Source organism: Methylobacterium sp., assembly GCF_028290105.1.
In the GTDB taxonomy this organism is placed as follows: Bacteria; Pseudomonadota; Alphaproteobacteria; order Rhizobiales; family Beijerinckiaceae; genus Methylobacterium.
Genome location: NZ_JAQGKL010000015.1, coordinates 16,326 through 40,495, shown reverse-complemented (window position 1 = coordinate 40,495; position 24,170 = coordinate 16,326). Strand labels below are relative to the sequence as shown.

Annotated in this window: 24 protein-coding genes and 1 tRNA gene; 14 read left to right on the top strand and 11 right to left on the bottom strand. The window is 68.5% G+C overall.

Going from position 1 to position 24,170, the window contains the following annotated elements:
- Positions 1 to 6 precede the first annotated feature (6 nt).
- From JWQ05_RS01125 to JWQ05_RS01080, 10 genes are all read left to right on the top strand, one after another.
- Entirely contained in the window at positions 7 to 861 is an 855-nt protein-coding gene (locus JWQ05_RS01125; RefSeq protein WP_299653145.1) for an urease accessory protein UreD, read from the top strand.
- A 177-nt stretch (positions 862 to 1,038) separates the two neighbouring features.
- Positions 1,039 to 2,844: an allophanate hydrolase gene (gene atzF / locus JWQ05_RS01120; RefSeq protein ID WP_299653142.1), complete on the top strand. Its 1,806-nt coding sequence runs from the start codon at positions 1,039 to 1,041 to the stop codon at positions 2,842 to 2,844.
- 92 nt (positions 2,845 to 2,936) lie between these two features.
- Positions 2,937 to 5,162, top strand: a complete 2,226-nt coding sequence (locus JWQ05_RS01115; protein ID WP_299653139.1) for a glycosyltransferase family 2 protein — start codon at positions 2,937 to 2,939, stop codon at positions 5,160 to 5,162.
- Positions 5,163 to 5,253: 91 nt separating this feature from the next.
- Positions 5,254 to 6,585 carry an SLC13 family permease gene (locus tag JWQ05_RS01110; protein WP_366944536.1) on the top strand — a complete coding sequence of 444 codons (1,332 nt, stop codon included), beginning with the start codon at positions 5,254 to 5,256 and terminating at the stop codon, positions 6,583 to 6,585.
- A gap of 164 nt (positions 6,586 to 6,749) precedes the next feature.
- Positions 6,750 to 7,151 carry a succinate dehydrogenase, cytochrome b556 subunit gene (sdhC, locus tag JWQ05_RS01105; RefSeq protein ID WP_299653133.1) on the top strand — a complete coding sequence of 134 codons (402 nt, stop codon included), beginning with the start codon at positions 6,750 to 6,752 and terminating at the stop codon, positions 7,149 to 7,151.
- Between the two features lie 12 nt (positions 7,152 to 7,163).
- On the top strand, positions 7,164 to 7,577 hold the full coding sequence (sdhD, locus tag JWQ05_RS01100; RefSeq protein ID WP_299653130.1) for a succinate dehydrogenase, hydrophobic membrane anchor protein: 414 nt from the start codon (positions 7,164 to 7,166) through the stop codon (positions 7,575 to 7,577).
- A 38-nt stretch (positions 7,578 to 7,615) separates the two neighbouring features.
- A complete protein-coding gene (gene sdhA / locus JWQ05_RS01095) occupies positions 7,616 to 9,430 on the top strand; it encodes a succinate dehydrogenase flavoprotein subunit (protein WP_299653127.1) in 1,815 nt (604 codons plus the stop codon).
- A gap of 27 nt (positions 9,431 to 9,457) precedes the next feature.
- Complete coding sequence (locus JWQ05_RS01090; protein ID WP_299653124.1) at positions 9,458 to 9,691, top strand: DUF433 domain-containing protein; 234 nt, start codon at positions 9,458 to 9,460, stop codon at positions 9,689 to 9,691.
- A complete protein-coding gene (locus tag JWQ05_RS01085) occupies positions 9,688 to 10,062 on the top strand; it encodes a DUF5615 family PIN-like protein (protein ID WP_299653121.1) in 375 nt (124 codons plus the stop codon). Before JWQ05_RS01090 ends, JWQ05_RS01085 begins: the two co-directional genes overlap by 4 nt.
- Positions 10,063 to 10,067: 5 nt before the next feature.
- Positions 10,068 to 10,871, top strand: coding sequence for a succinate dehydrogenase iron-sulfur subunit (locus tag JWQ05_RS01080; protein ID WP_299653118.1), 804 nt, complete (start codon positions 10,068 to 10,070; stop codon positions 10,869 to 10,871).
- Positions 10,872 to 10,985: 114 nt separating this feature from the next.
- Here JWQ05_RS01080 and JWQ05_RS01075 read toward each other — a convergent pair whose 3' ends face one another.
- The 3 genes from JWQ05_RS01075 to JWQ05_RS01065 form a co-directional block, all read right to left on the bottom strand.
- The gene (locus JWQ05_RS01075) at positions 10,986 to 14,150 is read right to left on the bottom strand and encodes a multidrug efflux RND transporter permease subunit (protein ID WP_299653115.1); all 3,165 of its coding nucleotides are present in this window, start codon (positions 14,148 to 14,150) and stop codon (positions 10,986 to 10,988) included.
- A 3-nt stretch (positions 14,151 to 14,153) separates the two neighbouring features.
- The gene (locus tag JWQ05_RS01070) at positions 14,154 to 15,473 is read right to left on the bottom strand and encodes an efflux RND transporter periplasmic adaptor subunit (RefSeq protein WP_299653112.1); all 1,320 of its coding nucleotides are present in this window, start codon (positions 15,471 to 15,473) and stop codon (positions 14,154 to 14,156) included.
- A 349-nt stretch (positions 15,474 to 15,822) separates the two neighbouring features.
- The gene (locus JWQ05_RS01065; RefSeq protein WP_299653109.1) at positions 15,823 to 16,233 is read right to left on the bottom strand and encodes a hypothetical protein; all 411 of its coding nucleotides are present in this window, start codon (positions 16,231 to 16,233) and stop codon (positions 15,823 to 15,825) included.
- A gap of 257 nt (positions 16,234 to 16,490) precedes the next feature.
- Here JWQ05_RS01065 and JWQ05_RS01060 point away from each other — a divergent pair, with 257 nt between their 5' ends.
- Both JWQ05_RS01060 and JWQ05_RS01055 read left to right on the top strand, forming a co-directional pair.
- Positions 16,491 to 17,063, top strand: a complete 573-nt coding sequence (locus tag JWQ05_RS01060; RefSeq protein WP_299653106.1) for a L,D-transpeptidase — start codon at positions 16,491 to 16,493, stop codon at positions 17,061 to 17,063.
- Between the two features lie 64 nt (positions 17,064 to 17,127).
- Complete coding sequence (locus tag JWQ05_RS01055) at positions 17,128 to 17,931, top strand: TSUP family transporter (protein ID WP_299653103.1); 804 nt, start codon at positions 17,128 to 17,130, stop codon at positions 17,929 to 17,931.
- 42 nt (positions 17,932 to 17,973) lie between these two features.
- Here JWQ05_RS01055 and JWQ05_RS01050 read toward each other — a convergent pair whose 3' ends face one another.
- Positions 17,974 to 19,020: a MaoC family dehydratase gene (locus JWQ05_RS01050; protein WP_299653100.1), complete on the bottom strand. Its 1,047-nt coding sequence runs from the start codon at positions 19,018 to 19,020 to the stop codon at positions 17,974 to 17,976.
- Positions 19,021 to 19,115: 95 nt separating this feature from the next.
- Complete coding sequence (locus JWQ05_RS01045; RefSeq protein WP_264045331.1) at positions 19,116 to 19,418, bottom strand: YggT family protein; 303 nt, start codon at positions 19,416 to 19,418, stop codon at positions 19,116 to 19,118.
- 122 nt (positions 19,419 to 19,540) lie between these two features.
- Here JWQ05_RS01045 and JWQ05_RS01040 point away from each other — a divergent pair.
- Positions 19,541 to 19,616, top strand: a tRNA-Ala gene (locus tag JWQ05_RS01040).
- Positions 19,617 to 19,723: 107 nt separating this feature from the next.
- On the opposite strand, the gene JWQ05_RS01035 is transcribed toward JWQ05_RS01040, so the two are convergent.
- Entirely contained in the window at positions 19,724 to 20,077 is a 354-nt protein-coding gene (locus JWQ05_RS01035; RefSeq protein WP_299653094.1) for a DUF3140 domain-containing protein, read from the bottom strand.
- A gap of 344 nt (positions 20,078 to 20,421) precedes the next feature.
- Positions 20,422 to 20,829: a hypothetical protein gene (locus JWQ05_RS01030; protein ID WP_299653091.1), complete on the bottom strand. Its 408-nt coding sequence runs from the start codon at positions 20,827 to 20,829 to the stop codon at positions 20,422 to 20,424.
- Between the two features lie 174 nt (positions 20,830 to 21,003).
- On the opposite strand from JWQ05_RS01030, the gene JWQ05_RS01025 reads away from it, so the two are divergent.
- Positions 21,004 to 21,567 (top strand): phosphohydrolase, encoded by a 564-nt coding sequence (locus JWQ05_RS01025; RefSeq protein ID WP_299653089.1) that lies wholly within the window; start codon positions 21,004 to 21,006, stop codon positions 21,565 to 21,567.
- A 94-nt stretch (positions 21,568 to 21,661) separates the two neighbouring features.
- On the opposite strand, the gene JWQ05_RS01020 is transcribed toward JWQ05_RS01025, so the two are convergent.
- From JWQ05_RS01020 to JWQ05_RS01005, 4 genes are all read right to left on the bottom strand, one after another.
- A complete protein-coding gene (locus JWQ05_RS01020) occupies positions 21,662 to 21,955 on the bottom strand; it encodes a hypothetical protein (RefSeq protein ID WP_299653086.1) in 294 nt (97 codons plus the stop codon).
- A gap of 236 nt (positions 21,956 to 22,191) precedes the next feature.
- Entirely contained in the window at positions 22,192 to 22,365 is a 174-nt protein-coding gene (locus JWQ05_RS01015) for a hypothetical protein (RefSeq protein WP_299653083.1), read from the bottom strand.
- Between the two features lie 170 nt (positions 22,366 to 22,535).
- Positions 22,536 to 23,195 (bottom strand): 3-oxoacid CoA-transferase subunit B, encoded by a 660-nt coding sequence (locus JWQ05_RS01010; protein WP_299653080.1) that lies wholly within the window; start codon positions 23,193 to 23,195, stop codon positions 22,536 to 22,538.
- 37 nt (positions 23,196 to 23,232) lie between these two features.
- On the bottom strand, positions 23,233 to 23,955 hold the full coding sequence (locus tag JWQ05_RS01005; protein ID WP_299653077.1) for a CoA transferase subunit A: 723 nt from the start codon (positions 23,953 to 23,955) through the stop codon (positions 23,233 to 23,235).
- Between the last annotated feature and the right edge of the window lie 215 nt (positions 23,956 to 24,170).

Here is a 24,170-nt window from a genome sequence, read left to right as displayed (position 1 = left end):
GCCGCCTTGCTGCATCCCGACCGTCCGGATTTCGCGCTGACCGCGCCGGAGCGTCAGCGCTCGCGGGGGCGCATCCACCTCGGCGTCGACTGCCCGGACGGCCGTGACACCCGCATCCGCGACATCGCGGAAGCGGGGCCGCTGCGCCTGCGCATTCCCCGCCACTCCCCCGGACCCTGCGAGGCGATCCTCCTCAACACCGCCGGCGGCATCGCCTGCGGTGACATCTTCACCGTCACGGCGGAGGTCGCCCCTGGCGCCGACCTCGTCCTCACCACCACGGCGGCGGAGAAGATCTATCGTTCCGACGGCCCGGTGAGCCGGGTCGAGACGCGCGTGACGCTCGCGGCCGGCGCCCGCCTCGCCCACCTGCCGCAGGAGACGATCCTGTTCGACCACGCCGCCCTGGAGCGTCGCTTCGAGGCGGACCTCGCCCCGGACGCCCGGCTCCTCGCCTTCGAGGCGGTCACCTTCGGGCGGACCGCGCGCAACGAACCGATGACGCGGGGGCGCTTCTTCGAGACCTGGCGCATCCGGCGCGGCGGTCGCCTCGTTTATGCGGATTCCGTGCACCTCGACGGTGCACTTTCGGCGCAACTCGCACGCGCGGCCATCGGCGGCGGCGGCCGCGCCATGGCGACGCTGCTCGACGTCTCGCCCGATGCCGAGGCGCGCCTGGAGCGCGCCCGCGCGATCCTCGACGCCAACGCGACGGAGGGCGTCGCGGCCGCCGCCAGCGCCTGGAACGGGCACCTCGTGCTGCGCTTCCTCAGCCCCGATCCGGATGGCCTGCGGAGCCTCGCCCAGCGGGTGCTCACGGCCTATCGCGGAGTGCCGCTTCCGCGCGTCTGGCAGACGTGAAGCCTCTTCCAGAGCGGCCGTACCGCTCGCGGACGTTCGCGAGGCCACGAAGGACCTGCGGATGACGAGCCGGCGATCGGCGGCATGGGGGATGCACCCTGGACGATCGAAGTGACCAATCCCGCGCCGCGCCGCGCGGCGGCGGCCGATCCGCGATGATCGAGGAGACCTGAACCCATGCTGCCCGCCATCCTCGACGCCGCGACCCTGCGCGCGGCCTATGCCTCCGGCGACCTCGACCCCGTCGCGCTCGCGGAGATCGTGGCCGAGCGCATGGCCGCCTCGGCCGATCCGGCGATCTTCATCACGCCGGTTTCGAAGGCCGACCTCGTCGCGGCCGCCCGCCACCTGATGGAGCGCCATCCGCAGCCGAATTCGCTGCCGCTCTGGGGCCTGCCCTTCGCGGTCAAGGACAACATCGACGTGGCGGGACTGCCCACCACCGCCGCCTGCCCGGCTTTCGCCTACACGCCCGACCGGGACGCCGAGGTGGTGGCACGCCTGAAGGCGGCCGGCGCCCTGGTGACCGGCAAGTCCAACCTCGACCAGTTCGCCACGGGCCTCAACGGCACGCGCTCGCCCTACGGGGCGCCCCGCAGCGTCTTCAACGCCGACTACGTCTCCGGGGGGTCGAGCTCCGGCTCGGCGGTGGCGGTGGCCGCCGGACTCGCCTGCTTCAGCCTCGGCACCGACACCGCCGGTTCGGGACGCGTGCCTGCGGCCTTCAACAATCTCGTCGGCATCAAGCCGACGCCGGGGGCCTTGAGCACGACGGGCCTCGTGCCGGCCTGTCGCAGCCTCGACTGCATCACGGTCTTCTCCGCCACCGTGGGCGACGGCATCGCGGTGCGCCGCGTCGCCGAGGGTTTCGACCCCGCCGACCCCTTCTCGCGCCGGGCCGTCCGCCAGACCCTGCCCGCCGCCGGCCTGCGCTTCGGCGTGCTGGAGCCGGCCGAGCGCGAATTCTACGGCGATACCGAGACGGAGGCGCTCTACGCCGCCGCCATCGCCCGGCTGGAGCGCCTCGGCGGCGTGGCGGTGCCCTTCGACTACGCGCCCTTCCGTGAGATCGCCGCGCTCCTCTATGACGGCCCCTGGGTCGCCGAGCGGTTCGCGGCGATCGAGGAGTTCCACGCCGACCACGCCGCCGCCATGGACCCGAATGTCCGCGCCATCGTCGAGTCCGCGAAGGGCTACAGCGCCGTCGACGCGTTCAAGGGGCGCTACGCCTTCGAGGCGTGCAGGCGCCGCACCGACACGATCCTGGCCGGCCTCGACGTGCTGCTGTTGCCGACCTCGCCCACCATTTATTCGGTGGCCGAGATGCAGGCCGAACCCATCGCCCGCAACAGCCAATTCGGGCGCTACACCAACTTCGCCAACCTGCTCGGGATGGCCGCCATCGCGGTCCCGGCCGGCTTCCGGCGGGACGGGTTGCCGGCGGGCGTCACCCTGGTGGGGCCGGCGTTCAGCGACGAGGCCCTGGCGCCCTGGGCAGACGCGCTGCATCGCGCCCTCGGCGGCGGGATGGGCCTCGACCGGCGGGCCGCCCTGCCCGAGGCGAGCCGGGTCGCGACGGCGGAAGACGACCGGATCCCCCTCGTGGTCGTCGGCGCCCATCTCACCGGGCTCGCCCTCAATCACCAGCTTCAGGACCTCGGCGCCATCTTCCTGCGCGCCACCCGGACCGCGCCCGATTACCGGCTCTTCGCGCTTCCCGGCACCGTGCCGCCCAAGCCCGGCCTCCTGCGCGAGCCGGGTCACGCGGGGCCGGGCCTGGAGGTCGAGATCTGGGCCCTCGATCCGGCGAGCTTCGGGCGCTTCGCGGCCGCGATCCCCGCCCCGCTCGGCATCGGCAAGGTCACGCTGGCGGATGGGCAATCCGCCTCCGGCTTCCTGTGCGAGGCGCACGCCGTGGCGGGTGCGCCGGAGATCACTCACCATGGGGGATGGCGCGCCTACCTCGCGGCGAACCGGGCCTGAGGCGCCTGCGCTTGCGACGGCCCGTACGCTTGCCCTAAACCCCGTCCGGCAGGCACGGCCCTCCGCGCGCCGGCACTCACGAGGACCCGGGTTTGCGTCGCACCCTCCGTTGCCGCCTCGCCCCCGCCGGCCAGATCGAGGCGGACGGCGCCGCCGACACCTGGCGTGCGACGGGGGGCGACCCGCATTTCCGGCTCTGGCCGCCCGAAGGTCGCAAACGCCATCGCGGCGGCTGGGTCCGCATCCGCGCCGACCTGAGTGCGCTCGGGCGCACGAAGCTGACGCCGCTGCTCTACGTCGATGACGGCAAGGGCTTTCGCGAGACGCTGACGATTCCCCTCGAACTCGACGGGTCGGGCATCGACAATCTCGTGCGCCTGCCCCGCCGCGTCCGGGGCCTGCGCCTCGATCCCATGAACGGTCCCGGCCGCTTCCGCCTCGGCCATGTCGACCTCACGTATCTCGGCGCCATCGGTGCGGTCTCCGAGATCGCCGGGCGCCTCGTCGCGCGCCTCGACCCGGGCGAGCGCACCCCCGGCCGCGTCCTCTCCCGCATCGCCGCCCTCGCGCGGGCGAAGGGCCCCGCTGAACTCTGGAACGACTTCTTTTCCAGCGCCCGGCCACGCCCGGTCCCCGCCTCCTACACCGCCTGGATCGACGCGGTGGAGACGCCCGCGCGACGGACGGTGGCCGAGATGCGCGCCGAGATCGCCGGCTTTGCGTCGCGGCCCCGCATCTCCATCGTCATGCCGGTCTACAACACGCCCAGGCGCTGGCTGGAGGCCGCGATCGCCTCGGTCCGAAATCAGGCCTACGAGGATTGGGAGCTCTGCCTCTGCGACGACAACTCGTCGGACGCCCATGTCTGGCCGATGCTCCAGGCCTGTGCGGCCACCGATCCCCGCATCAGGCTGCACCGCCGCTCGACCAACGGGCGCATCTCGGCCGCCTCGAACGACGCCATGGCGCTCGCCACGGGCAGCCACATGACGCTGATGGACCACGACGACGTGATCCCCGACAACGCGCTCTACGAATTCGTCCGGATCCTCAACGCCGATCCGAACGTCGATTTCATTTACTCGGACGAGGACAAGATCTCGATCGACGGGGTGCGCTACGACCCGTTCTTCAAGCCGGACTGGTCGCCCGAGGCCCTCGAGGCCTGCATGTACACCGCGCATCTGGCGCTCTACCGCATGGACATCGTCGCCCGCATCGGCGGCTTTCGCGACGTCTGCAACGGCGCGCAGGATTACGACTTCGCCCTGCGCTACACTGAGCACGTCCGCAACGTCGTGCATGTGCCCAAGGTGCTCTATCACTGGCGCGCGATTCCGGGCTCCACCGCCCAGACCATGGACAACAAGGACTACGTCATCGCCGCCGCGATCCGGGGACTCGAAGACCGGGCCCGACGCACGGGCGAGCTCGATTTCGTGCGCTCCAGCCCCTTCAAGGGCTGCTTCGAACTGCGCCGCAAGCTCAAGGATCGGCCGCTGGTCTCGATCGTGATCCCGAGCGCGGGCCGCGACAGCGTCGTCGGCGGCAGGTCGGTCGACCTGCTGGCCGCCTGCCTCGACAGCGTTCGGGCACTGAGCACCTACGAGGCCATCGAGTTCGTCGTCGTCGACAACGGCGACCTGCGGCCCGGCACGCAGGCGGCGCTGGAGCGCCACGCAGCCCGGCGCGTGACCTACGCCGAGCCGGTCTTCAACGTGGCGGCCAAGATGAACCTCGGCGCCGGGGCGGCGGGCGGGGACGTGCTGATCTTCCTCAACGACGACATCGCGGTGATCACCCCCGACTGGATCGAGGCGATGCTGGCGCTGCTGCAGGTTCCGGGTGTCGGCGCGGTCGGGCCCAAGCTCCTGTTCGAGACCGGCGAGATCCAGCATGCCGGCGTCTCGGTCGTCGACGCCACGCCGGATCACGTGCGGCGGGGCTATCCGGGTGACGATCCGGGTCACTTCTTCTCCACCGTCAGCAACCGCAACTATCTCGCGGTCACGGGCGCCTGCGTGATGGTGAGGCGCGCCGATTTCGAAGCGGTGGGCGGCTTCGACGAGAACTTTGCGGTCAACTACAACGACGTCGACCTCTGCCTGCGCCTGTGGGACCGTGGCCTGCGCATCGTCTACTGCGCCCAGGCGAGCCTCTATCATTACGAGAGCCGCAACCGGGCCCGCACCGTCGATCCGGCCGAGCACCAGCGCTTCCGCGAACGCTGGGCGGTCAAGCTGCCGCGCGATCCTTATTACGGCGAATGGTTCGAGGCCCTGCCGCCGACCTTCGAGCTCGATCCGGCACGCTTCTGAGCCTTCGCGGCCGGCGAAGGCTGGTTGGGAAAACTCCGAATTGCGAACCGCTCCAATCTAGGACCAATGTCCCGTCGCGAGACGAGGGTCGATTCGGGCGATGCCGGCAGGGGCACTCATGGACGGGGAGGCGACGGTCGCGGTGACCGCGCTCCTGCTCGTGCTCTGCATGGGCCTCTGGGCCAGCGGGGCGGTGGCCGAGATCGTCACCGTGATGCTGTTCTTCTCCGGGGCGATGCTGTTCCGGCTGGCCCCGCCGGCGGTGGTCTTCTCAGGGTTCGCCTCCTCGGCCTTCTGGCTGGTTCTCAGCGGCATGGTGGTGGGGCTCGCCATGACCCGCACCGGTCTCGGCGACCGTCTGGCGCGAAGCCTGTCCGGCCACCTCTCGGCCTCCTATCCGGTCTTCATCGCCGGCATCGTCGCCCTGTCCTTCGCGCTCGCCCTGGTGATGCCGTCGAATCTCGGGCGCATCGCGCTCCTCGTCCCGGTGGTGCTCGCCCTCTGCGACGCCTTCGGCCTCGGCTCGGGCCGTCCCGGCCGGCACGGGGCCGTCCTAGCGGTGGGGCTCGCCACGCCCCTGCTCTCCGCCGCCATCCTGCCCGCCAACGTGCCGAATCTCGTCATGGCGGGCACGGCCGAGACGCAATACGGCCTGCACATCGCCTACCTGCCCTACCTCCTCCTGCACGCGCCGGTGCTGGCGTTCGTGAAGGGCGCGATCCTGATCCTGGCGATCGTCCGTTTGTTTCCGGACCGGCTCGACCACGGCGAGAACGGGGCCGCGCTCGTGAAGGAGCCCCTGCGCCCGGAGGCCGTCCGGCTCGCGGTGATCCTGTTCATGACGCTGGCCTTCTGGGTCACCGACAGCCTCCACGGCATCGCACCCGCCTGGATCGGGCTCGTCGCCGCGCTGATCTGCCTGATGCCGCGCATCGGCGTCCTGCCGGCCGAAGCCTTCGGGGCGGTGAACCTGCGCACCTGCTTCTACGTCGCCGCCCTGCTCGGCCTCGTCGCCACGGTCAACGAGACCGGCCTCGGCGCGCGCCTCGGGCACGCCCTTCTTCACGTCGCGCCGCTGACCCCGGATGCACCCGCCACCAATTTCGGAATCCTGACGGGGCTCGCGACGATCCTCACCCTGGCGGTCACCGCCAACGGCGCGCCGGCCCTCTACACGGCGCTCGCCGGCGAGATGGCGCGGGCCAGCGGTCTCGACCTGATGGCGGTGGTGATGGTCCAGGTCGTCGGCTACTCGACCCTGTTCCTGCCCTATCAGGCGCCCCCCATCGTGGTCGCGATCGACCTCGGGAAGGTCCCGCTGCGCGCGGCGACGAAGCTCACCCTCGCGACCGGCCTCGCCTCGCTCCTCGTGGTCACGCCGCTGGATTACCTCTGGTGGCGCGGCCTGGGATGGCTGCCGTGAGCGATGAACGACGGAATGACGATCTGGCGCGTGTGTCGCATGTGCGCTGCGGCGAAGCGGGCTTGCGCATTGGCGCCTGCTCGCTAGCACTTTAGAGACGATCCAAATTTTTCTTGCCGACGTCTCAAAAGGGATGTCGCTTCCTTTCGAGGACCTCACGCCCGATGGCCCCAACCGTCCGCCCCACGGTCGCCCAGCCGCTCTCGCCCCATCTCCAGATCTACCGCTGGACCTGGACCATGGCGATGTCGGTCTTCCACCGCATCACCGGCACGGCCCTCTATGGCGGCTCGGCCCTGGTGGCGATCTGGCTGGTGGCCCTCGCCTCGGGGCCCGCCGCCTACGGCACCGTCTCCTGGTTCTTCGGCTCGATCCTCGGGCGCCTGGTCCTGTTCGCCTACACCTGGATCCTGATGCACCACATGCTCGGGGGCCTGCGCCACTTCATCTGGGATTTCGGGCACGGCCTCGATCGTGAGCGCCGCCTGTGGCTCGCCCGCGGCACGCTGATCGGCTCCGTGATCCTGACCGTCCTGATCTGGGCGCTCGCCCTCACCCTGCGCTGAGGAGCGGCACCGATGGTCGACAATCGCCAGAACACCAACGTCACCATGCGCACGCCGCGCGCCCGGGTGAAGGGCCTCGGCGCCTCCGGGCACGGCGCCAGCCACTGGTGGATGCAGCGTCTCACCGCCGCGTCCAACGCTCCCCTGATGGTCGCCTTCGTGGTCGTCGTCGCGCTGATGGCCAACCGCCCCTACCCCGAGGCGGTCGCCCTGATGTCGCACCCGGCGGTTGCGCTCATCCTGATCCTCGCCGTGATCTCGGTCACGCTCCACATGAGGATCGGCATGCAGGTCATCATCGAGGATTACGTCCACGACAAGGGACTGAAGCTCGCGGCCTTCTTCGCCAACAATTTCTACGCGGTGATCGTCGCCGTCGCCTGCCTCTACGCGATCCTTCGCGTGAGCCTCGCCCGACTGGTCTGACCCTCCCCGCCTCCGAGACGCCTGAAGGACTTGAACTCATGGCCAGCAACGGAACCAACGGCGCCCCCGCCTACACGATCAACGATCACACCTTCGACGTGGTGGTGGTCGGTGCCGGCGGCGCGGGCCTGCGCGCCACGGTGGGCTGCAGCCAGGCTGGCCTGCGCACCGCCTGCATCTCCAAGGTGTTTCCCACCCGCTCGCACACCGTGGCGGCGCAGGGCGGCATCTCGGCCTCGCTCGGCAACATGGGCCCGGATGATTGGCGCTGGCACATGTACGACACCGTGAAGGGGTCGGACTGGCTCGGTGACCAGGATGCCATCGAGTACCTCGTGCGCAACGCGCCGGCCGCCGTCTACGAGCTCGAGCATTGGGGCGTGCCGTTCTCGCGCACCGAGGAGGGCAAGATCTACCAGCGGCCCTTCGGCGGCATGACTACGGATTACGGCAAGGGCACCGCCCAGCGCACCTGCGCGGCGGCCGACCGTACCGGCCACGCCATGCTGCACACCCTCTACGGGCAGGCGGTGAAGAACCACACCAACTTCTTCATCGAGTACTTCGCCCTCGACCTCATCATGGACGAGGACGGCCGCTGCCTCGGCGTCATTGCCATCGACCAGGCCACGGGTGAGATCCACCGCTTCCGCGCCCAGCAGACGATCCTGGCCACCGGCGGCTACGGGCGCTCCTACTTCTCGGCGACCTCGGCCCATACCTGCACGGGCGACGGCAACGCCATGGTGCTGCGCGCCGGCCTGCCCCTGCAGGACATGGAGTTCGTGCAGTTCCACCCCACCGGCATCTACGGCGCCGGCTGCCTCATCACCGAGGGCGCGCGCGGCGAGGGCGGCTACCTGACCAATTCCGAGGGCGAGCGCTTCATGGAGCGCTATGCGCCGTCGGCCAAGGATCTGGCCTCCCGCGACGTGGTCTCCCGCTCGATGACCATGGAGATCCGCGCCGGACGCGGCGTGGGAAAAAGCAGCGACCACATCTACCTGCACCTCGACCACCTCGACCCGGCGATCCTGCACCAGCGCCTGCCGGGCATCTCGGAATCGGCCAAGATCTTCGCGGGCGTCGACGTCACCAAGGAGCCGATCCCGGTGCTGCCGACGGTGCACTACAACATGGGCGGCATCCCGACGAACTATCACGGCGAGGTGCTCACCCTGAAGAACGGCAACCCCGACACAGTGGTGCCGGGCCTGATGGCGCTCGGCGAGGCGGCCTGCGTCTCGGTGCACGGCGCCAATCGCCTGGGCTCGAACTCGCTCATCGACCTCGTGGTGTTCGGCCGCGCGGCGGGCCTGCGCTGCGCCGAGATCGTCGAGGCGGGCGCCCGCCAGATGGACCTGCCGAAGGACTCGGCCGACAAGGCGCTCGGCCGGCTCGACCGCTTCCGCTATGCCAATGGCGGCACCCCGACGGCGGACCTGCGCGCCGAGATGCAGAAGACCATGCAGAACAACTGCGCCGTCTTCCGCACGGGCGAGGTTCTGGAAGAGGGCAAGGCCCTCATCCACAAGGTTGCCTCCGGTCTGGCGGACATCCACGTCAACGACCGTTCGCTGATCTGGAACACGGATCTCCTCGAAACCCTGGAATTCGACAACCTGATCGGTCAGGCCGTCGTCACCATGGAATCGGCGGCCAACCGCAAGGAAAGCCGCGGGGCGCACGCCCGCGAGGACTTCCCCGACCGCGACGACAAGGAGTGGATGAAGCACACGCTCGCATGGATGGACGATACGTCGAAGCAGGTCAGCATCGATTACCGTCCCGTCCATACCTACACGATGTCGAACGAGATCCAGTACATCGAGCCGAAGGCGCGCGTGTACTGAAGGCAGACCCAGCGAGAGTTCGTCACCATGAGCGCTTTCCTCCGGATCACGCGCAATCCGTCCATCATGGGCGGCAAGGCCTGTATCCGGGGGATGCGGGTGACGGTCGGCATGATCCTGTCCAACCTCGGATCGGGCGTCGGCATCGACGAGTTGCTCGCTGCCTACCCCTATCTGGAGCGGGACGACGTGCTCGAGGCCATGCGCTACGGCGCTTGGCTCGCCCAGGAGCGCGAGATCGACCTTGAGCCGGCGGCGTGAGGTTCGTGATCGACATGAACCTCTCGACGGACTGGGTCGATTGCCTTCAGCGGGCCGGGCACGACGCGTTGCACTGGTCCGCTGTGGGTCCGGCGGATGCCACCGATGATCGGATCATCGACTGGGCGCGCGGCGCCGACCGCATCGTCGTCACCAACGATCTCGATTTCGGGACCTTGCTGGCGATGTCGTGCGCGGCCCGTCCAAGTGTCGTCGAGCTTCGCACCGATACGACCCTCTCCGCCCGGATCGGCCCGCTGGTCGTCCAGGCCCTCGCCCGCGCGGAAGCAGATCTGCTCTCCGGCGCAATCCTGACCATAGAGGCGGACCGGCTCCGGCTGCGCGCCCTCGACTTCGCCCGGAAAGAGTAGGCCCCATGGCCCAGTTCAACCTTCCCAAGAATTCCCAGATCACCGAGGGCGAGACCTGGCCTCGGCCGACCGGCGCCAACAACCTGCAGGAATTCCGGATCTATCGCTGGAATCCCGACGACGGGAAGAATCCGCGCGTCGACGTCTATCAGGTCGACCGTGACGATTGCGGCCCGATGGTCCTCGACGCCCTGCTCTGGATCAAGAGCAAGGTCGATTCGACACTGGTCTTCCGCCGCTCCTGCCGTGAGGGCATCTGCGGGTCCTGCGCCATGAACATCGAGGGCCAGAACGCGCTGGCCTGCACGATGGGCATCGACGAGTGCCAGGAGCACGCCAAGGGCAAGAAGGTCGGTGCGGTGCGGATCTACCCGCTGCCGCACATGCCGGTGCTCAAGGACCTCGTGCCCGACCTGACGAATTTCTTCGCGCAGCACGCCTCGATCGAGCCCTGGCTTCAGACCGAGACGCCCGCCCCCGAGGGCGAGTGGAAGCAGACGCCGGAGGATCGCGCGCAGCTCGACGGCCTCTACGAGTGCATTCTCTGCGCCTGCTGCACCACCTCGTGCCCGAGCTACTGGTGGAACGGCGACCGCTTCCTCGGTCCGGCGGCCCTGCTCCAGGCCTATCGCTGGCTGATCGACAGCCGCGACGAGAACACCGGCGAGCGCCTCGACGCCCTGCACGATCCCTTCCGGCTCTATCGCTGCCACACGATCATGAACTGCGCCAACACCTGCCCGAAGAGCCTGAACCCGGCCAAGGCGATCGCCGAGATCAAGAAGATGATGATCTCCCGCGAGGTGTGAACTTCTCCGACGGTGTCGACTCATCGGAAAGGGCGCTCGGTGCGAACCGCGCGCCCTTTTTTGCGTCGCCACGCCCGGTCGAGAGTGTCCGGACGCGCTGCCGGGCCTCGGCCCCTATTCCGCGGGCGCGTGGTGCGGCACGTGGACGGCGCCCGGCTCGGCCTCGGCGCGAATGCCCTCGGCGGCGTCCTTTCGGCGAACGAGCCGCATCACGACCACGAAAAACACCGGCACGAACAGCACCGCCAGGATGGTGGCCGAGATCATGCCGCCGAGCACGCCGGTGCCGATGGCCTGCTGGCTCTTCGAGGCCGCCCCCGTGGCGATGGCCAGCGGCACCACGCCGAAGATGAAGGCGAGCGAGGTCATGACGATCGGGCGGAAGCGCAGGGTCGAGGCCTCGAGGGTGGCGTCGACCAGGGATTTGCCGGGCTTCCACAAGTCCTTGGCGAATTCCACGATCAGGATCGCGTTCTTGGCCGAGAGACCGATGATCGTGATGATGCCGATCTTGAAGTAGACGTCGTTGGGCAGCCCGCGCAGGTACACCGCCGCCACCGACCCGATGACGCCGAGCGGGATCACGAGGAGCACCGAGAACGGGATCGACCAGCTCTCGTAGAGGGCGGCAAGGCAGAGGAACACGATCAGGATCGAGAGGCCGAGCAGAAGCGAGGCCTGGCTGCCCGCCTGCTTCTCCTGCAGCGACTGCCCGGTCCAGGCATGGCCGAAGCCCTTCGGCAATTGCGCCATCAGGCGCTCCATCTCGTTGAGCGCGTCGCCCGAGGTGAAGCCCGCCGCCGGCTCGCCGGTGAGACGCACCGACTGGTAGCCGTTGAAGCCGACGATCTGCGACGGGCCGACGCCCCATTTCAGCTCGGCGAAGGAGGACATCGGCACCATCGTGCCGGTGGCGTTCTTCACTCCGTAGTTCAGCAGGTCCGGCGCCTGCATGCGCTGCAACTGCTCGGCCTGGACGTAGACGCGCTGCATCTTGCCCTGGTTCGGGAAGTCGTTGGTGTAGACCGAGCCCAGGTTGACCTGGATCGTGCTGTTGATGTCCTCGAACCGAACACCGAGCGCCGCCGCTTTCTCACGGTCGATGATCAGCTCGGCCTGCGGCGTCGGGGGCAGGCCCTCGATCTTCATCTTCTGCAGGATGGGGCTTTTCTTGGCGAGGGTCAGCAGCTGCGCCTCGGCGGCGGTCAGCGCCGAGTAGCCTCGCTGCGCCCGGTCCTGGAGCCGGAACGAGAAGCCGGCGGCGTTGCCGAGGTTGTCCACCGGCGGCGGCTCCTGGGCGTCGATGATGGCGTCCCGATAGCCGGCGAGCGCCGCGTTGGTGTTGGCCACGAGCGCGTTCGCGGAATTCGACGCATCGCGCTCGGACCACGGCTTCAGGGTCACGAAGGCCTGGCTCAGGTTGGCGCCCTGCCCCGAGAACGAGAAGCCGTTCAGCATCGTCACCGTGGCGACGCCGGGTTGGGCCAGGAGGTATTGCTCCACCTCGCGCACGGCGGTCTGCGTGCGGTTGAACGAGGCACCCGGCGGGGTCTGAATGTCGACGGTGAAGAAGCCCTGGTCTTCCACCGGAAGGAAGCCCTCGGGCAGGCGCAGGAAGGCGAGGCCGACGCCGACGAGCAGCGCGAGGTAGACCATCATGACCTTGCCCGAGCGCTTGATCAGCCCGGCGACGCCGCGCCCGTAGCGCGCGGTCTCGCGGTCGACGATCTTGTTGAACCAGCCGAAGAAGCCGCCCTTGGCATGGCCGTGGCCCTTCTCCACCGGCTTGAGCAGCGTCGCGCACAGGGCCGGCGTCAGCGACAGGGCAAGCAGCGCCGAGAAGCCGATCGACGTCACCATGGCGATCGAGAACTGCCGGTAGATGATGCCCACCGAGCCGGGGAAGAATGCCATCGGGATGAACACCGCGATGAGCACCAGCGTGATGCCGATGATCGCGCCGGTGATCTGGCTCATGGCCTTGCGCGTCGCCTCCTTCGGCGAAAGCCCTTCTTCGTTCATGATGCGCTCGACGTTCTCGACGACCACGATGGCGTCGTCGACGAGGATACCGATGGCGAGCACCATGCCGAACATGGTCAGCACGTTGATCGAGAACCCGGCGAGCAGCATCACCGTCACCGTCCCCATCAGGGCGATCGGCACGACGATGGTCGGGATCAGGGTGTAGCGGATGTTCTGGAGGAACAGGAACATCACGACGAACACGAGCACCACCGCCTCGACGAGGGTCATCATGACCTTCTTGATCGAGGCCTTCACGGCCGGGGTGATGTCGTAGGGAATGTCCCACTTCAGGCCGGGCGGGAAGAACTGCGACAGTTCCTCCATCTTGGCCCGGATGGCGTTGGCCGTCTCCAGGGCGTTGCCGTCCGGGGCCAGCGTCACCGAGATGCCCGCCGCCTCGCCGCCGTTCAGCCGCGTCGAGAACTGGTAGGCGTCGCCGCCGAGTTCGATCCGGGACACGTCGCGCAGGCGCACGTTCGACCCGTCGGAATTCGCCCGCAGCACGATCGCGCCGAAATCCTCGACGGTGTTGAGCTGTCCCTTGACGATGATCGGCGCGAAGACCGGGTGCTTGCTCGGGCTCGGCTGCGCGCCGACGGCGCCCGAGGCGATCTGGATGTTCTGGTTGCGGATCGCGTCGGTGACGTCCTCGGGCGTCAGGGAGAGGCCGCGCAGCTTGTCGGGATCGACCCAGACGCGCAGGGAGCGCTCCGTCGAGTAGAGCGTGGCCCGGCCCACGCCCGGCACGCGCCGGATCTCGTTGATGACGTTGCGGATCAGGAAGTCGCCGAGCCCGATCTCGTCCATCTTCCCGTCGGTGGAGACGAGGGTGATGATGTTGAGGGTCGCGGCGGAGGCCTCCTCCACCAGGATGCCCTGCTGGCGCACCTCCGAGGGAAGCCGCGCCTCGACGCGCTTCAGCCGGTTCTGCACCTCCACGGAGGCCAGGGCCGGGTCGGTGCCGGGCAGGAAGGTCGCGGTGATGTTGATCGAGCCGAAGGAGTCGGTGGTCGACTCGAAGCTCATGATGTTGGCCGCGCCGTTCAGCTCGTCCTCGATGAGCCGGGTGGTGCCCGTGTAGAGGCTCTCAACGGAGGCGCCGGGGAAGGCGGTCGAGAGCGCGATCGAGGGCGGCGCGATCACCGGATACTGCGCCACCGGCAGCATCGGCAGCGAGAGCGCGCCGCCGAGGATGATGAAGAGCGCGACGACCCAGGCGAAGACCGGCCGGTCGATGAAGAAGCGGGCCATGGTTCAGCGCACCTGCGAGACGGGCTTGGACGAGGGCGGCTTGGACGAAACCGGCTTGGACGCGTCCGGATTGGGGACGGCCGGGTTCGGCGTGCCGGGCTTCTCTTCCATCTCGGGTTCGGGCGTGTCGGTGTCGCGGGGCTTCGGGCCCGTGTCGGCGACGGCGACCTTCATCTCGACGGACTTCACCTGCTGGCCGGCGGCGATCTTTTGCACGCCTTCCACCACCACACGGTCGCCGGCCTTCAGTCCGGAGCGAATGATCCACTGGGTATCGACCACCGGGCCGACCTCCACGGGCTGGAGCATCACCGTGTCGTCCTCGCGCACCACCCAAACCTCGGCCTTGCCGTCGCTGGTCCGCTGGATCGCCTGCTGCGGCACGGCGAGGGCGTCGGTGTCGATGCCCTGCTTGATGCGGGCGCGCACGTACATGCCGGGGAAAAGCTCGTCATGCGGGTTCGGGAACAGCACGCGCAGGGTGACCTGGCCGGTGCTCGGATCGGCGGTGACGTCGGAGAACAGGAGCTTGCCGGCCGAGCCGTAGAGTGCGCCGTCATCCATGATGAGGTGGACATTGGCGGTGTCGGCCGAGAGCCGCGAGAGTTCGCCGCTGGCGAGATCCCGCCGCAGCTTGTTCAGTTCGCCCACCGACTGCGTGATGTCGACGTAGATCGGGTCGAGCTGCTGGATGGTGGCGAGGTTCGAGGTTCCGCCCTGGTCCACCAGGGTGCCCTCGGTGAGCAGCGCCCGGCCGATGCGGCCCGAGATCGGCGCGCGCACGTCCGTCCAGCTGAGGTTGAGCTTGGCCCGGTCGCGCGTCGCCTTGGCGCCCGCGACCTCGGCCTGGGCCTGCTTGAGGCCCGCATAGGCGCTGTCGTACTGGGCCTGGCTCGCGGTCTGGCGCGAAAGCAGCTGCTCGAGGCGATCCGCCTGCTGGCCCGCCAGCACCTGCGCGGCCTCCGTGCGGGCGAGCGCGGCCTCGGCGCTCTGCAGATCGACCTCGAAGGGGGCCGGATCGATCTTGTAGAGAAGGTCACCCTCCTTGACCAAGCTGCCCTGCTCGAAGGTCCGCTTGATCACGAGGCCCGAGACGCGGGAGCGCACTTCGGCGATGCGCAGCGGCGCGACCCGGCCCGGCAGGTCGCGGACATAGGGGATCGGCTGCTCGCGAACCGTCACGATGCCGACTTCCGGCGTCGGGCCGGGAACGGGGGCGGCGGCCTGCTGTTTCTGGTTGCAGGCGGACAGAGCGACCAGCACGAAGCCGGCGGCCAGGGCGGTCGACCGGGTCCGGAACAGGCGGGTAGAGAGAGACGTCACGATGGCTTCGCTCCTGCGAAATTCTGGTCTGTGGCGTTTGCCGCGCGAGCCGGCACCGCCGTTGTCTTGGCCCGCATTCCTGCGTTCCCCATCGACTCGGCTTCGCGGCAAGCGATGGGCCAGGCCGGCAAACGTGCCCGCATCGCGACCCGGGCGGGTCAGCGAAGGCTGCGTCGTGGCAAGGCACACGGGCGTGGGTTCCAGGGCTGGAACCGTGTCGTCGATTCGTGAAGAAATGTCTGCAGCCGTACCCAAGTGAGGGACGATCTTGGCAATCCGACGACATCAGTCGTGAGCGCCGACGGATTTTGTCAGCGGACGCGTCTGGATGTGGGACTCCCGTCGCCGGTCAGGCGATCGCGGCCGGGCGTGGGGGCCGCTCGGGAGGCGAGCCAGCCGGCGTCGCGACCCCATCGATGAAGCGCGGCGCGATGGGTGCGGCGGCGTTTCGGGCGAGCAGCACGGCGGGGCGCGGCAGGTCCGCCCACGCGGGGGCGTCGTCCGTGTCGACCGCGAGTGTCGAGACGTTCGTGCCCGTATCGGGGGCGATCGGAAGCGTGGATAGCGCGAGCACCGCCTCGACCTCGGCGGAGCGCGGGCTGGCGCTGGCGACGTCGAATGCCGGGAGCAGGGTGCAGGCGAGGAGAAGCAGGGTCAGGAACGTCCCGACGATGCGGCGAATGCCACGCGGTGCACGCGGTGCCTGCAGGGCATCGAGCCGTGCCGGAGAGACGGCCTTCGTCGGACCGTGGGTTGCCAAGCTTGTCACGGATCAGAGTCTGGTGCCGCGACATGCCCGCCACAAGTTCCTGCGGCATCGTGTCTGATGCGGGGCGGCGGCGCCGTTCTGCGCCGAGGCGGATGCGTTGCCGGGATCACACAGGGCGGCGACCTTCGTGACCGGCTTGGTTGACCGCCCTCCCCCATCTCGCCAAGGCTCCCGGTCCCGACCATCAGCCTGATGACTTTCGTGGGCTTTGCGCCCGCCCGAGTCTATTTCGGCAGGAGGAGACGACCATGCAGACGCGCCGCGTTCTCGCCGCATCCGCCTTCGCGGCGGCCCTGGCCTTTTCGGCCGGGCCGGCCCTGGCCGGCAACCCGTTCGACAGCGGGCCGATCGCCGACTTCATGAATATCTTTCGCGAGCAGGCGATCCCGCGCGCGACGGTGGCCTGGAAAGGCTCCGAGAAGCCCGGCACCATCGTGGTCTCCACGAGCCAGCGCCGGCTCTACTACGTGCTGGGGGGCGGCGAGGCCGTGCGTTACGGCGTCGGCGTCGGGCGCCAGGGATTCTCGTGGTCCGGCGAGAAGCACGTGACCATGAAGAAGGAATGGCCGGATTGGCGGCCCCCGTCGCAGATGCTGGCGCGCCGCCCCGATCTGCCGCGCTTCATGGCCGGCGGCCAGGACAATCCTCTCGGCGCCCGCGCCCTCTATCTCGGCTCCTCGCTCTACCGCATCCACGGTTCGAACGAGCCCGAGACCATGGGCGCCGCGGTCTCGTCGGGCTGCATCCGCATGACCAACAAGGACGTGGTCGATCTCTACGACCGCGCCAAGGTCGGCACGCGGGTCATCGTCCGCAACTGAGCCGCAGGCTCCCATCCGCACCCGCCTCCAGTCGGTCTCACTGGATCCGAGACGAGGGGACGGGATGATCTTCGGGGTGGATATCGGCCTGATCGCGGGTCTCTTCGCGGTCTCGCTGGCCGCCGGCTGCGTCGATGCGATCGCGGGTGGCGGCGGATTGCTGACCCTGCCCGCTCTGCTGCTGTCCGGGCTCGATCCCGTGTCGGCCATCGCCACCAACAAGCTCCAGGGCAGCGCCGGTGCGGTCTCCTCGACCCTGGCCTTCGCCCGGCGCCGGCTGATCCACTGGCCGGATGCCTGGAAGATCGCCGTCAGCGCCGGTCTCGCCTCGGTGGCGGGCGCCCTCTGCGTCAGCCTGCTGCCGCGTACGGTGCTCGACGCGGCGGTGCCGCTCCTACTTGTCGGCATCGCGATCTACTTCGCCACCGCCAAGCGGATGAGCAACGAGGACGCCGCCGCGCGGTTCACGCCGAACCTCTTCGCCCTGACCTGGGCCCCCGCCGTCGGCTTCTACGACGGCGTGTTCGGTCCGGGCGCCGGCGCCTTCTACATGATCGGCTTCGTCACCCTGCTCGGGCTCGGGGTGGTCAAGGGCACGGCGCACACCAAGCTCGCCAATGCGGCGAGCAACCTCGGCAGCCTCGCGCTCTTCGCCATCAGCGGGCACGTGGTCTGGCCGATCGGGCTGATGATGGCGGTGGGCGCAATCCTCGGCGCGCAGGTCGGATCGCGCCTGGCGATCCGGCTCGGGGCTCGGCTGATCCGGCCGCTCCTCGTCACGATCGCGTGCCTGATGGCGCTTCGCCTGCTCTCCGACCCCGTCAACCCGCTGCGGCGGGCGGTGGCCGGCCTGTTCTCGGGTGGGTGACCGACGTTCGCGCCGCCGAATCGTTCCGGCGGCGCGCGACCCTCAGCGCGGCATGAAGGCCCAGTAATCGAGGTCGAGGATCACCGACGGATCGTAGCCGTCGCCGGTCTTGTCGGGGTGGTTGCCGCAGGGCTGGTTCTTGGTGGCGACCGTGCGCAGGCGCAGGGCACCGATGTCGGTGCGGCCCGGCAGTTCGGCGGTCTCCAGCACCTCGCTCCAGGCGTAGACGGTGTCGCCGGCAAACAGCGGCGCGACGTGGCGCCCGGCGTTGATGCCGGCGAGTGCGAAGGCGTTTGCCAGACCGTTGAAGCTCAGCGCACGCGCCAGCGAGATGACGTGTCCGCCATAGATCAGGCGACGCCCGAAGCGGGTGTCCTTCGTGGCGAAGGCGTCGAAATGCACCTTGGCGGTGTTCTGGAACAGGCGCGTGGCGATCTGGTGCTCGGCCTCCTCCACGGTCATGCCGTCGACGTGGTCGATCTTCTCGCCGACGACGTAGTCGGAGAAGCGGTGCGGCGAGCCGGCGAGTTCGAGATCGTAGGCGCCGGCATCGAGGGGCGGCAGGGCGGCGGCGAGATCGGCGGGGTCCACGACCTTGGCGAAGGTCGGCACATGCTCCTGCGCGATGGTCGCCTCGGGATCGCGCTTCTTCACCAGCACCCAGCGGCAATAGCTCAGCACCGTCTTGCCGTCGGCATCCGAGCCGGTGGAGCGCACGTAGACCACGCCGGTCTGCCGGTTCGAACTCTCCTTGAGGCCGATGACCTCCGACACCGTGGAGAGGGTCTCCCCCGCATAGACCGGCCGGCGGAAGCCGCCCTCGGCGTAGCCGAGATTGGCGAGCGCGTTCAGCGAGATGTCCGGCACGGTCTTGCCGAAGACGACGTGGAAGGTCAGCAGGTCGTCCAGCGGGCGCTGCGGATAGCCGATGGCGCGCGCGAAGGCATCCGAGGATTGCACGGCGAAGCGCGGGCCGTAGAGTGCGGTGTAGAGGGCGACATCCCCCTCCGTCACCGTCCGGGGCGTGGCATGGCGGATGGTCTCCCCGAGGCGGTAATCCTCGAAGAAGCGGCCGGGATTGGTCTTCATGGTTCGGGCGTCCCTGGAACGGCGCTGAGGCTCACGTTTCTTGTGGTCGGATTTGGCGCGGCGAACCGGGACCGGTCCGCCGAACCGGCTCGCGATCAGCGCGTGTAGACGGTGGTCTGAACGGGCACGAATTCGTGCAGCAGGCGGCTCGCGAACAGGAGCAGCAGCACCAGCACGATCGGCGACAGGTCCACGCCACCGAGGTTGGGCAGGATGTTCCGGATCGGGCGCAGCACCGGCTCGGTCAGGCGATAGAGCACCTCACCGATCTGCGACACGATGGGATTGCGCACGTTCACCACGTTGAACGCCACGAGCCAGCTCAGGACGGCGCTGGCGATGAGGACGTAGATGTAGAGCTGCACGACGGTGTCGAAGAGCCAGATGAAGGCGTTCATGCGCGGAAACGAAGTCCTCGTGGCCCCGCGCTCGCAGGGCGCATCACGCGCACGCAAAGCCGCAGGATTTCTGGAATTGACAGGTCGGCGCGCGCGAGCCTAAAAGGCCGCCACCCCGGAACGGGGCTGTAGCTCAGATGGGAGAGCGCCGCAATCGCACTGCGGAGGTCAGCGGTTCGATCCCGCTCAGCTCCACCAGGTTTGCCCCTTTAGCGGGCCCCGGTGGTTTTTCTAATCATCCGTGACGCGTTCGGTTCGCCTGCACCCGTTCGCGCAGCGCATCGGCTTTGCCGTGCCGGCTCGACTCAATCGTCCTTCAGCGGATCGTGGCCCCAGTTCATCAGCGACAGGCGCCAGGGCGAGTCCTTCACCTTGGCGGTCTCCGACGGGCCGCCCTGCTTCAGGTGCCGGTGGACGTAGCCGACCACCTTGGCCATGTGCGCGTAATCGTCGTCGGTAAGGTCGGACTTCTTCGTGCGCAGCAGCGTGACGATCCGCCGGCCCTCGCGGTGGCCCGTGGCCTCGCCGCCTTCCGCCTTCTGGCCCACGGAACGGCTTTCCTCGGTCTCGAGAAAAGCTCCCAGCTTCGCGGCCGTCATGTTCACGGCGTCGCGGAACGCCTCATAGGTCTTGGCGTGGTCGTCGGCCTGTTGCGCCATGGTTCTCTCCCGGACGGTCGGGCGAAGAACGGGCTTGCAACGGGCGGGTTCCGGCCCCGCGACGGAGCGTCCGAACCCTCGGGCCGGGTCAGGCGATCAGCCAGGCCACCGTCATCACGCCGGTGAGAAATATCCCGTAGGTCGCCAGGACGGCGACGATCTCACGGTGCTGGATGACGATGTTTTCTGAGGCGGTCAGCATGGCAGTGTGGCCGGGCGTGGAACAGACTCGCTTGTCTCACGCCCCGGCTTAGAATTCGATGACCGCGACACCGGTCTTTGCGAGGAAATTGCCGATGTCTCCCGGGTGCCACAGCGCCTGGGCCGGCACTTCGGGCGCCCTCTTAAGCGGGCAGTCCCGCCGGCTGTTCGAACAGGAAACCGTCCACGGCCGGGATGGTGACGGCGAGGCTCGCCCCTGCCCCGTAGCTGGCCTTCGACAGTCTCCAGGGACAGTCGGTCCGTGCTCGGATGGCTTCCGACGGGCGCAGGCGCCGTGGGGCGCCATCCGCCGCGATCTCCTCGACGAGGAGGAAACCGTAGACCTGGAGCCGAGCCGCGATCAGCTTGGTCTCACGGTCGCCGGCTGCCACCGAGAGGCTGCCGGTCGCGTAGACCGCATCCATCAGCGCCCGCTGCTCGCTGCGCCGGGCCGCCACGCTCGCCTGCGGCGCGATTGGAGCTGCCTGCGGAAGGCGGGCCGCGCGCCTGAAGGGAACGACATTGTCCATCGTCGCCGGAACGCTACCCATACGCACTGTCCTCGCGATACGCCCGAAGGTGAAGGAACGCCCTCGACTCTCCCGTGATTTCGACGGTTCGGCTTAACGCACGGCTAATGCTGCCGGTCGGCCGCGTCCCGAAATCGTCGCGACCGGCGCCGCTCCGGTCGTGCCCATCGGCACGACGCCTTTCCGGACCGACGCGTGTTTACCCTCGCGGGTATTCGGGGCAGTGATGGACGAGGGCGGTCCCATCACGCGAGCGGACACGGCATGGCATCGATCTTTGAAGCCCACAGCTTTGCGATGATCGCCCATGCGGGGCAGATCGATAAAGGCGGGCAGCCCTACATCCGTCACCTGGAGCGTGTGGCGAACGCCGCCGTGGCCCGCGCCGGCCACGCCAAATCCGTGGACCGCCTTCCGATCGAACCGATGCAGGTGATGCAGGCGGCGATCCTGCACGATGTGCTGGAGGATACGCCGACCACCCCGGTGGCGTTGCGCGCCGAAGGCTTCCCGGCCCCCGTGATCGCGATGGTGCTGCTGCTCACGAAGCCCCTGGAGCGGATGCCCTACGACGAGCGGATCTCCCGGCTGATCGCGCAGCACGACCTCGGCGCGATCCTGATCAAGATGTCCGACACCGAGGACAACCTCTGCCCCGAGCGGACGTTGGCCGACGGCGAAGCCCTGCGCGAGCGCTATACCCACGCCTTCAGGCGGCTGAATGAAGCGGCCGCGGCCCTCGGTTACACGGGGCACTGAGGCGCAGGCCGCTGACGGAAACAGCCCCGCGCCGGAAGGCCGCGGGGCTGTTCATGGGCGTTATTCGCGCCGCGTGACTCGAACGGTGGCCGGCTTACTTACCGCTGGGGGCCGCGCCGCTGCCGGTTTCGCCGTTGCCGCCGGTGCTGCCGCCCGGTGCGCCGACCGTGGCGGTGCTCGGGCCGCCCGAGGTGCCGGCCGGTGCCATGGTCGAGCCCGTGGCCGCGGGACCGCCGGAGCGCTCCATGGACTTCTCGCTGTTGCTCTTCACGCTGCCCGGGTTGTTCAGGTTGCGCTCGGTCGAACCGCCGGCGCCGGTTTGAGCGAAGGCCGATCCGGTCAAGGCGAGGGCGAGCGAGCCAGCAATGGCAAAGGTCTTGATCGACATGGTGCGTTGTCTCCCAATTCTATGAACTGGAACGGCAACGTACACCCAGTAACATTTGTTCATTCGACATGTCGAAATCGCGAGCGAGCCGGTTTTCGGCAGTGCCGATCGCGGCTCGTACCTGTGTTGGCGCAGCTGACGTGCTCGGCTTTCGATAGCACGGCCGCCCGAAAACTTGGCAGCGTGCCGCCCAGACAACTCCCGCGATCTGGGAGTTCTCTCGGCGACGAGCGGTCTCAGTCGTCGCTTTCGGCGCGGTTCGTGTTCTGCTCCGGCTCGTCGAAGGTGTAGCCCTCCAGCCAATCGGCGCTATTCTGCGATCCGGCCGGGTAGGGATTGCTCGAATCCGCCTGACCGGCCAGTTTGGCGGCCTTGCCCTCCTCCATCACCGACTTCGAAATCACCGTCATGTCGCGCTCCTCATTATTTGGGTCGCCACTTTAAGTAGGGCGGCCAGCAGGGGGCGAGGACGGGGCTGCCCGGAAAAAACCCGCCTCGGCACGGAGCCGGGCGGGCTGTTCGGGTACGCCGATGCGGGGTTGCGCGTCAGGCGAGCTCGCCCATCAGGAGAGCTTGCGCATCAGGCGAGCTTGGTGATGAACCGCCCGGTCGTCTTGGCGCGCACCTCGTCCTCGGTGACGCCGTCGGCGAGCTCGACGAGGACCATCCCGCCCTCGCCCTTCTTGTCGATGGTGAAGACGCCGAGATCGGTGATCACCATGTCGACCACGTGGGTGCCCGTCAGCGGCAGGTCGCACTGGTTCAGCAGCTTCGGGCTCTCGGAGCCGTCCTTGCCCTTGGCGGTGTGCTCCATCACCACAACCACCTTCTTGACGCCGGCCACGAGATCCATGGCGCCGCCCATGCCCTTCACCATCTTGCCCGGGATCATCCAGTTGGCCAGATCCCCGTTCTCGGCCACCTGCATGGCGCCGAGGATCGACAGATTGATGTGCCCGCCCCGGATCATCCCGAAGGAATCCGACGAGGAGAAGTAGCTGGTGGTGGGCAGCGCGGTGATCGTCTGCTTGCCGGCATTGATGAGGTCGGCGTCCTCATCGCCCTCGAACGGGAACGGCCCCATGCCGAGCATCCCGTTCTCGGATTGCAGCTGCACCGACATGCCGTCGGGAATGTAGTTCGAGACGAGGGTCGGGATGCCGATGCCGAGGTTCACGTAGAAGCCGTCCTGCAGCTCCTTGGCGGCGCGCTCGGCCATCTGTTCGCGGGTCCAGGCCATGATGGGTGTCTCCTTGCGGGCTCTTCGACGCGGGCTCTTAGACGGAAGCCGCGGCGGACTCGCCGCGCTTGCGGGTGGTGCGCTGCTCGATGCGCTTCTCGCGCACCGGCACGTGAACCATGCGCTTCACGAAGATGCCGGGCGTGACGATGGTGTCGGGGTCGATCTCGCCGGGCTGCACGAGGTGCTCGACCTGCGCCACGGTGACCTTCGCGGCGGTGGCCATCATCGGATTGAAGTTCCGCGCCGTCTTCCGGTAGATCAGGTTGCCCTCGGTATCGCCCTTCCAGGCGTGCACGATGGCGAGATCCGCGAACAGGCCGCGCTCCATCACGTAGTCCTCGCCGTCGAACTCGCGCACATCCTTCCCCTCCGCGATCAGGGTGCCGACACCGGTCTTGGTGTAGAAGGCCGGGATCCCGGCGCCGCCCGCGCGGATGCGCTCGGCCAGCGTGCCCTGCGGGTTGAACTCGATGGCGAGTTCGCCGCCGAGGTACTGACGCGCGAATTCCTTGTTCTCTCCGACGTAGGACGAGATCATCTTGGCGACCTGACGGGTCTCGAGGAGCTTGCCCAGGCCGACGCCGTCGATGCCCGCGTTGTTCGAGACGACCGTGAGGTCCTTCACGCCCGAGTCGCGGATCGCGTCGATCAGGGCATCGGGGATGCCGCAGAGGCCGAAGCCCCCGCACATGATCATCATGCCATCCTTCAGCACGCCGGCCAGCGCCGACGCGGCGTCGGAATGTACCTTCTTCATGGAAGCCCTCCTGTATCGCGAATTTTCTGCCTTGCGCCGACCGTCACGCGAAAGCCGCGTCCTGCCAAGCCCTTGTGGCAGTGCAGCGGTTACATTTTGCAGCGCGCGCAGCGCCGACCGGCGGGATCGTTCCGGATCCTCCGGGGCGCCTTGTGCGCCGATCCGGGCGCGGCGGACAAGCCGGATCGCCGTTCCATGCCGTGGACGGCGCGCTC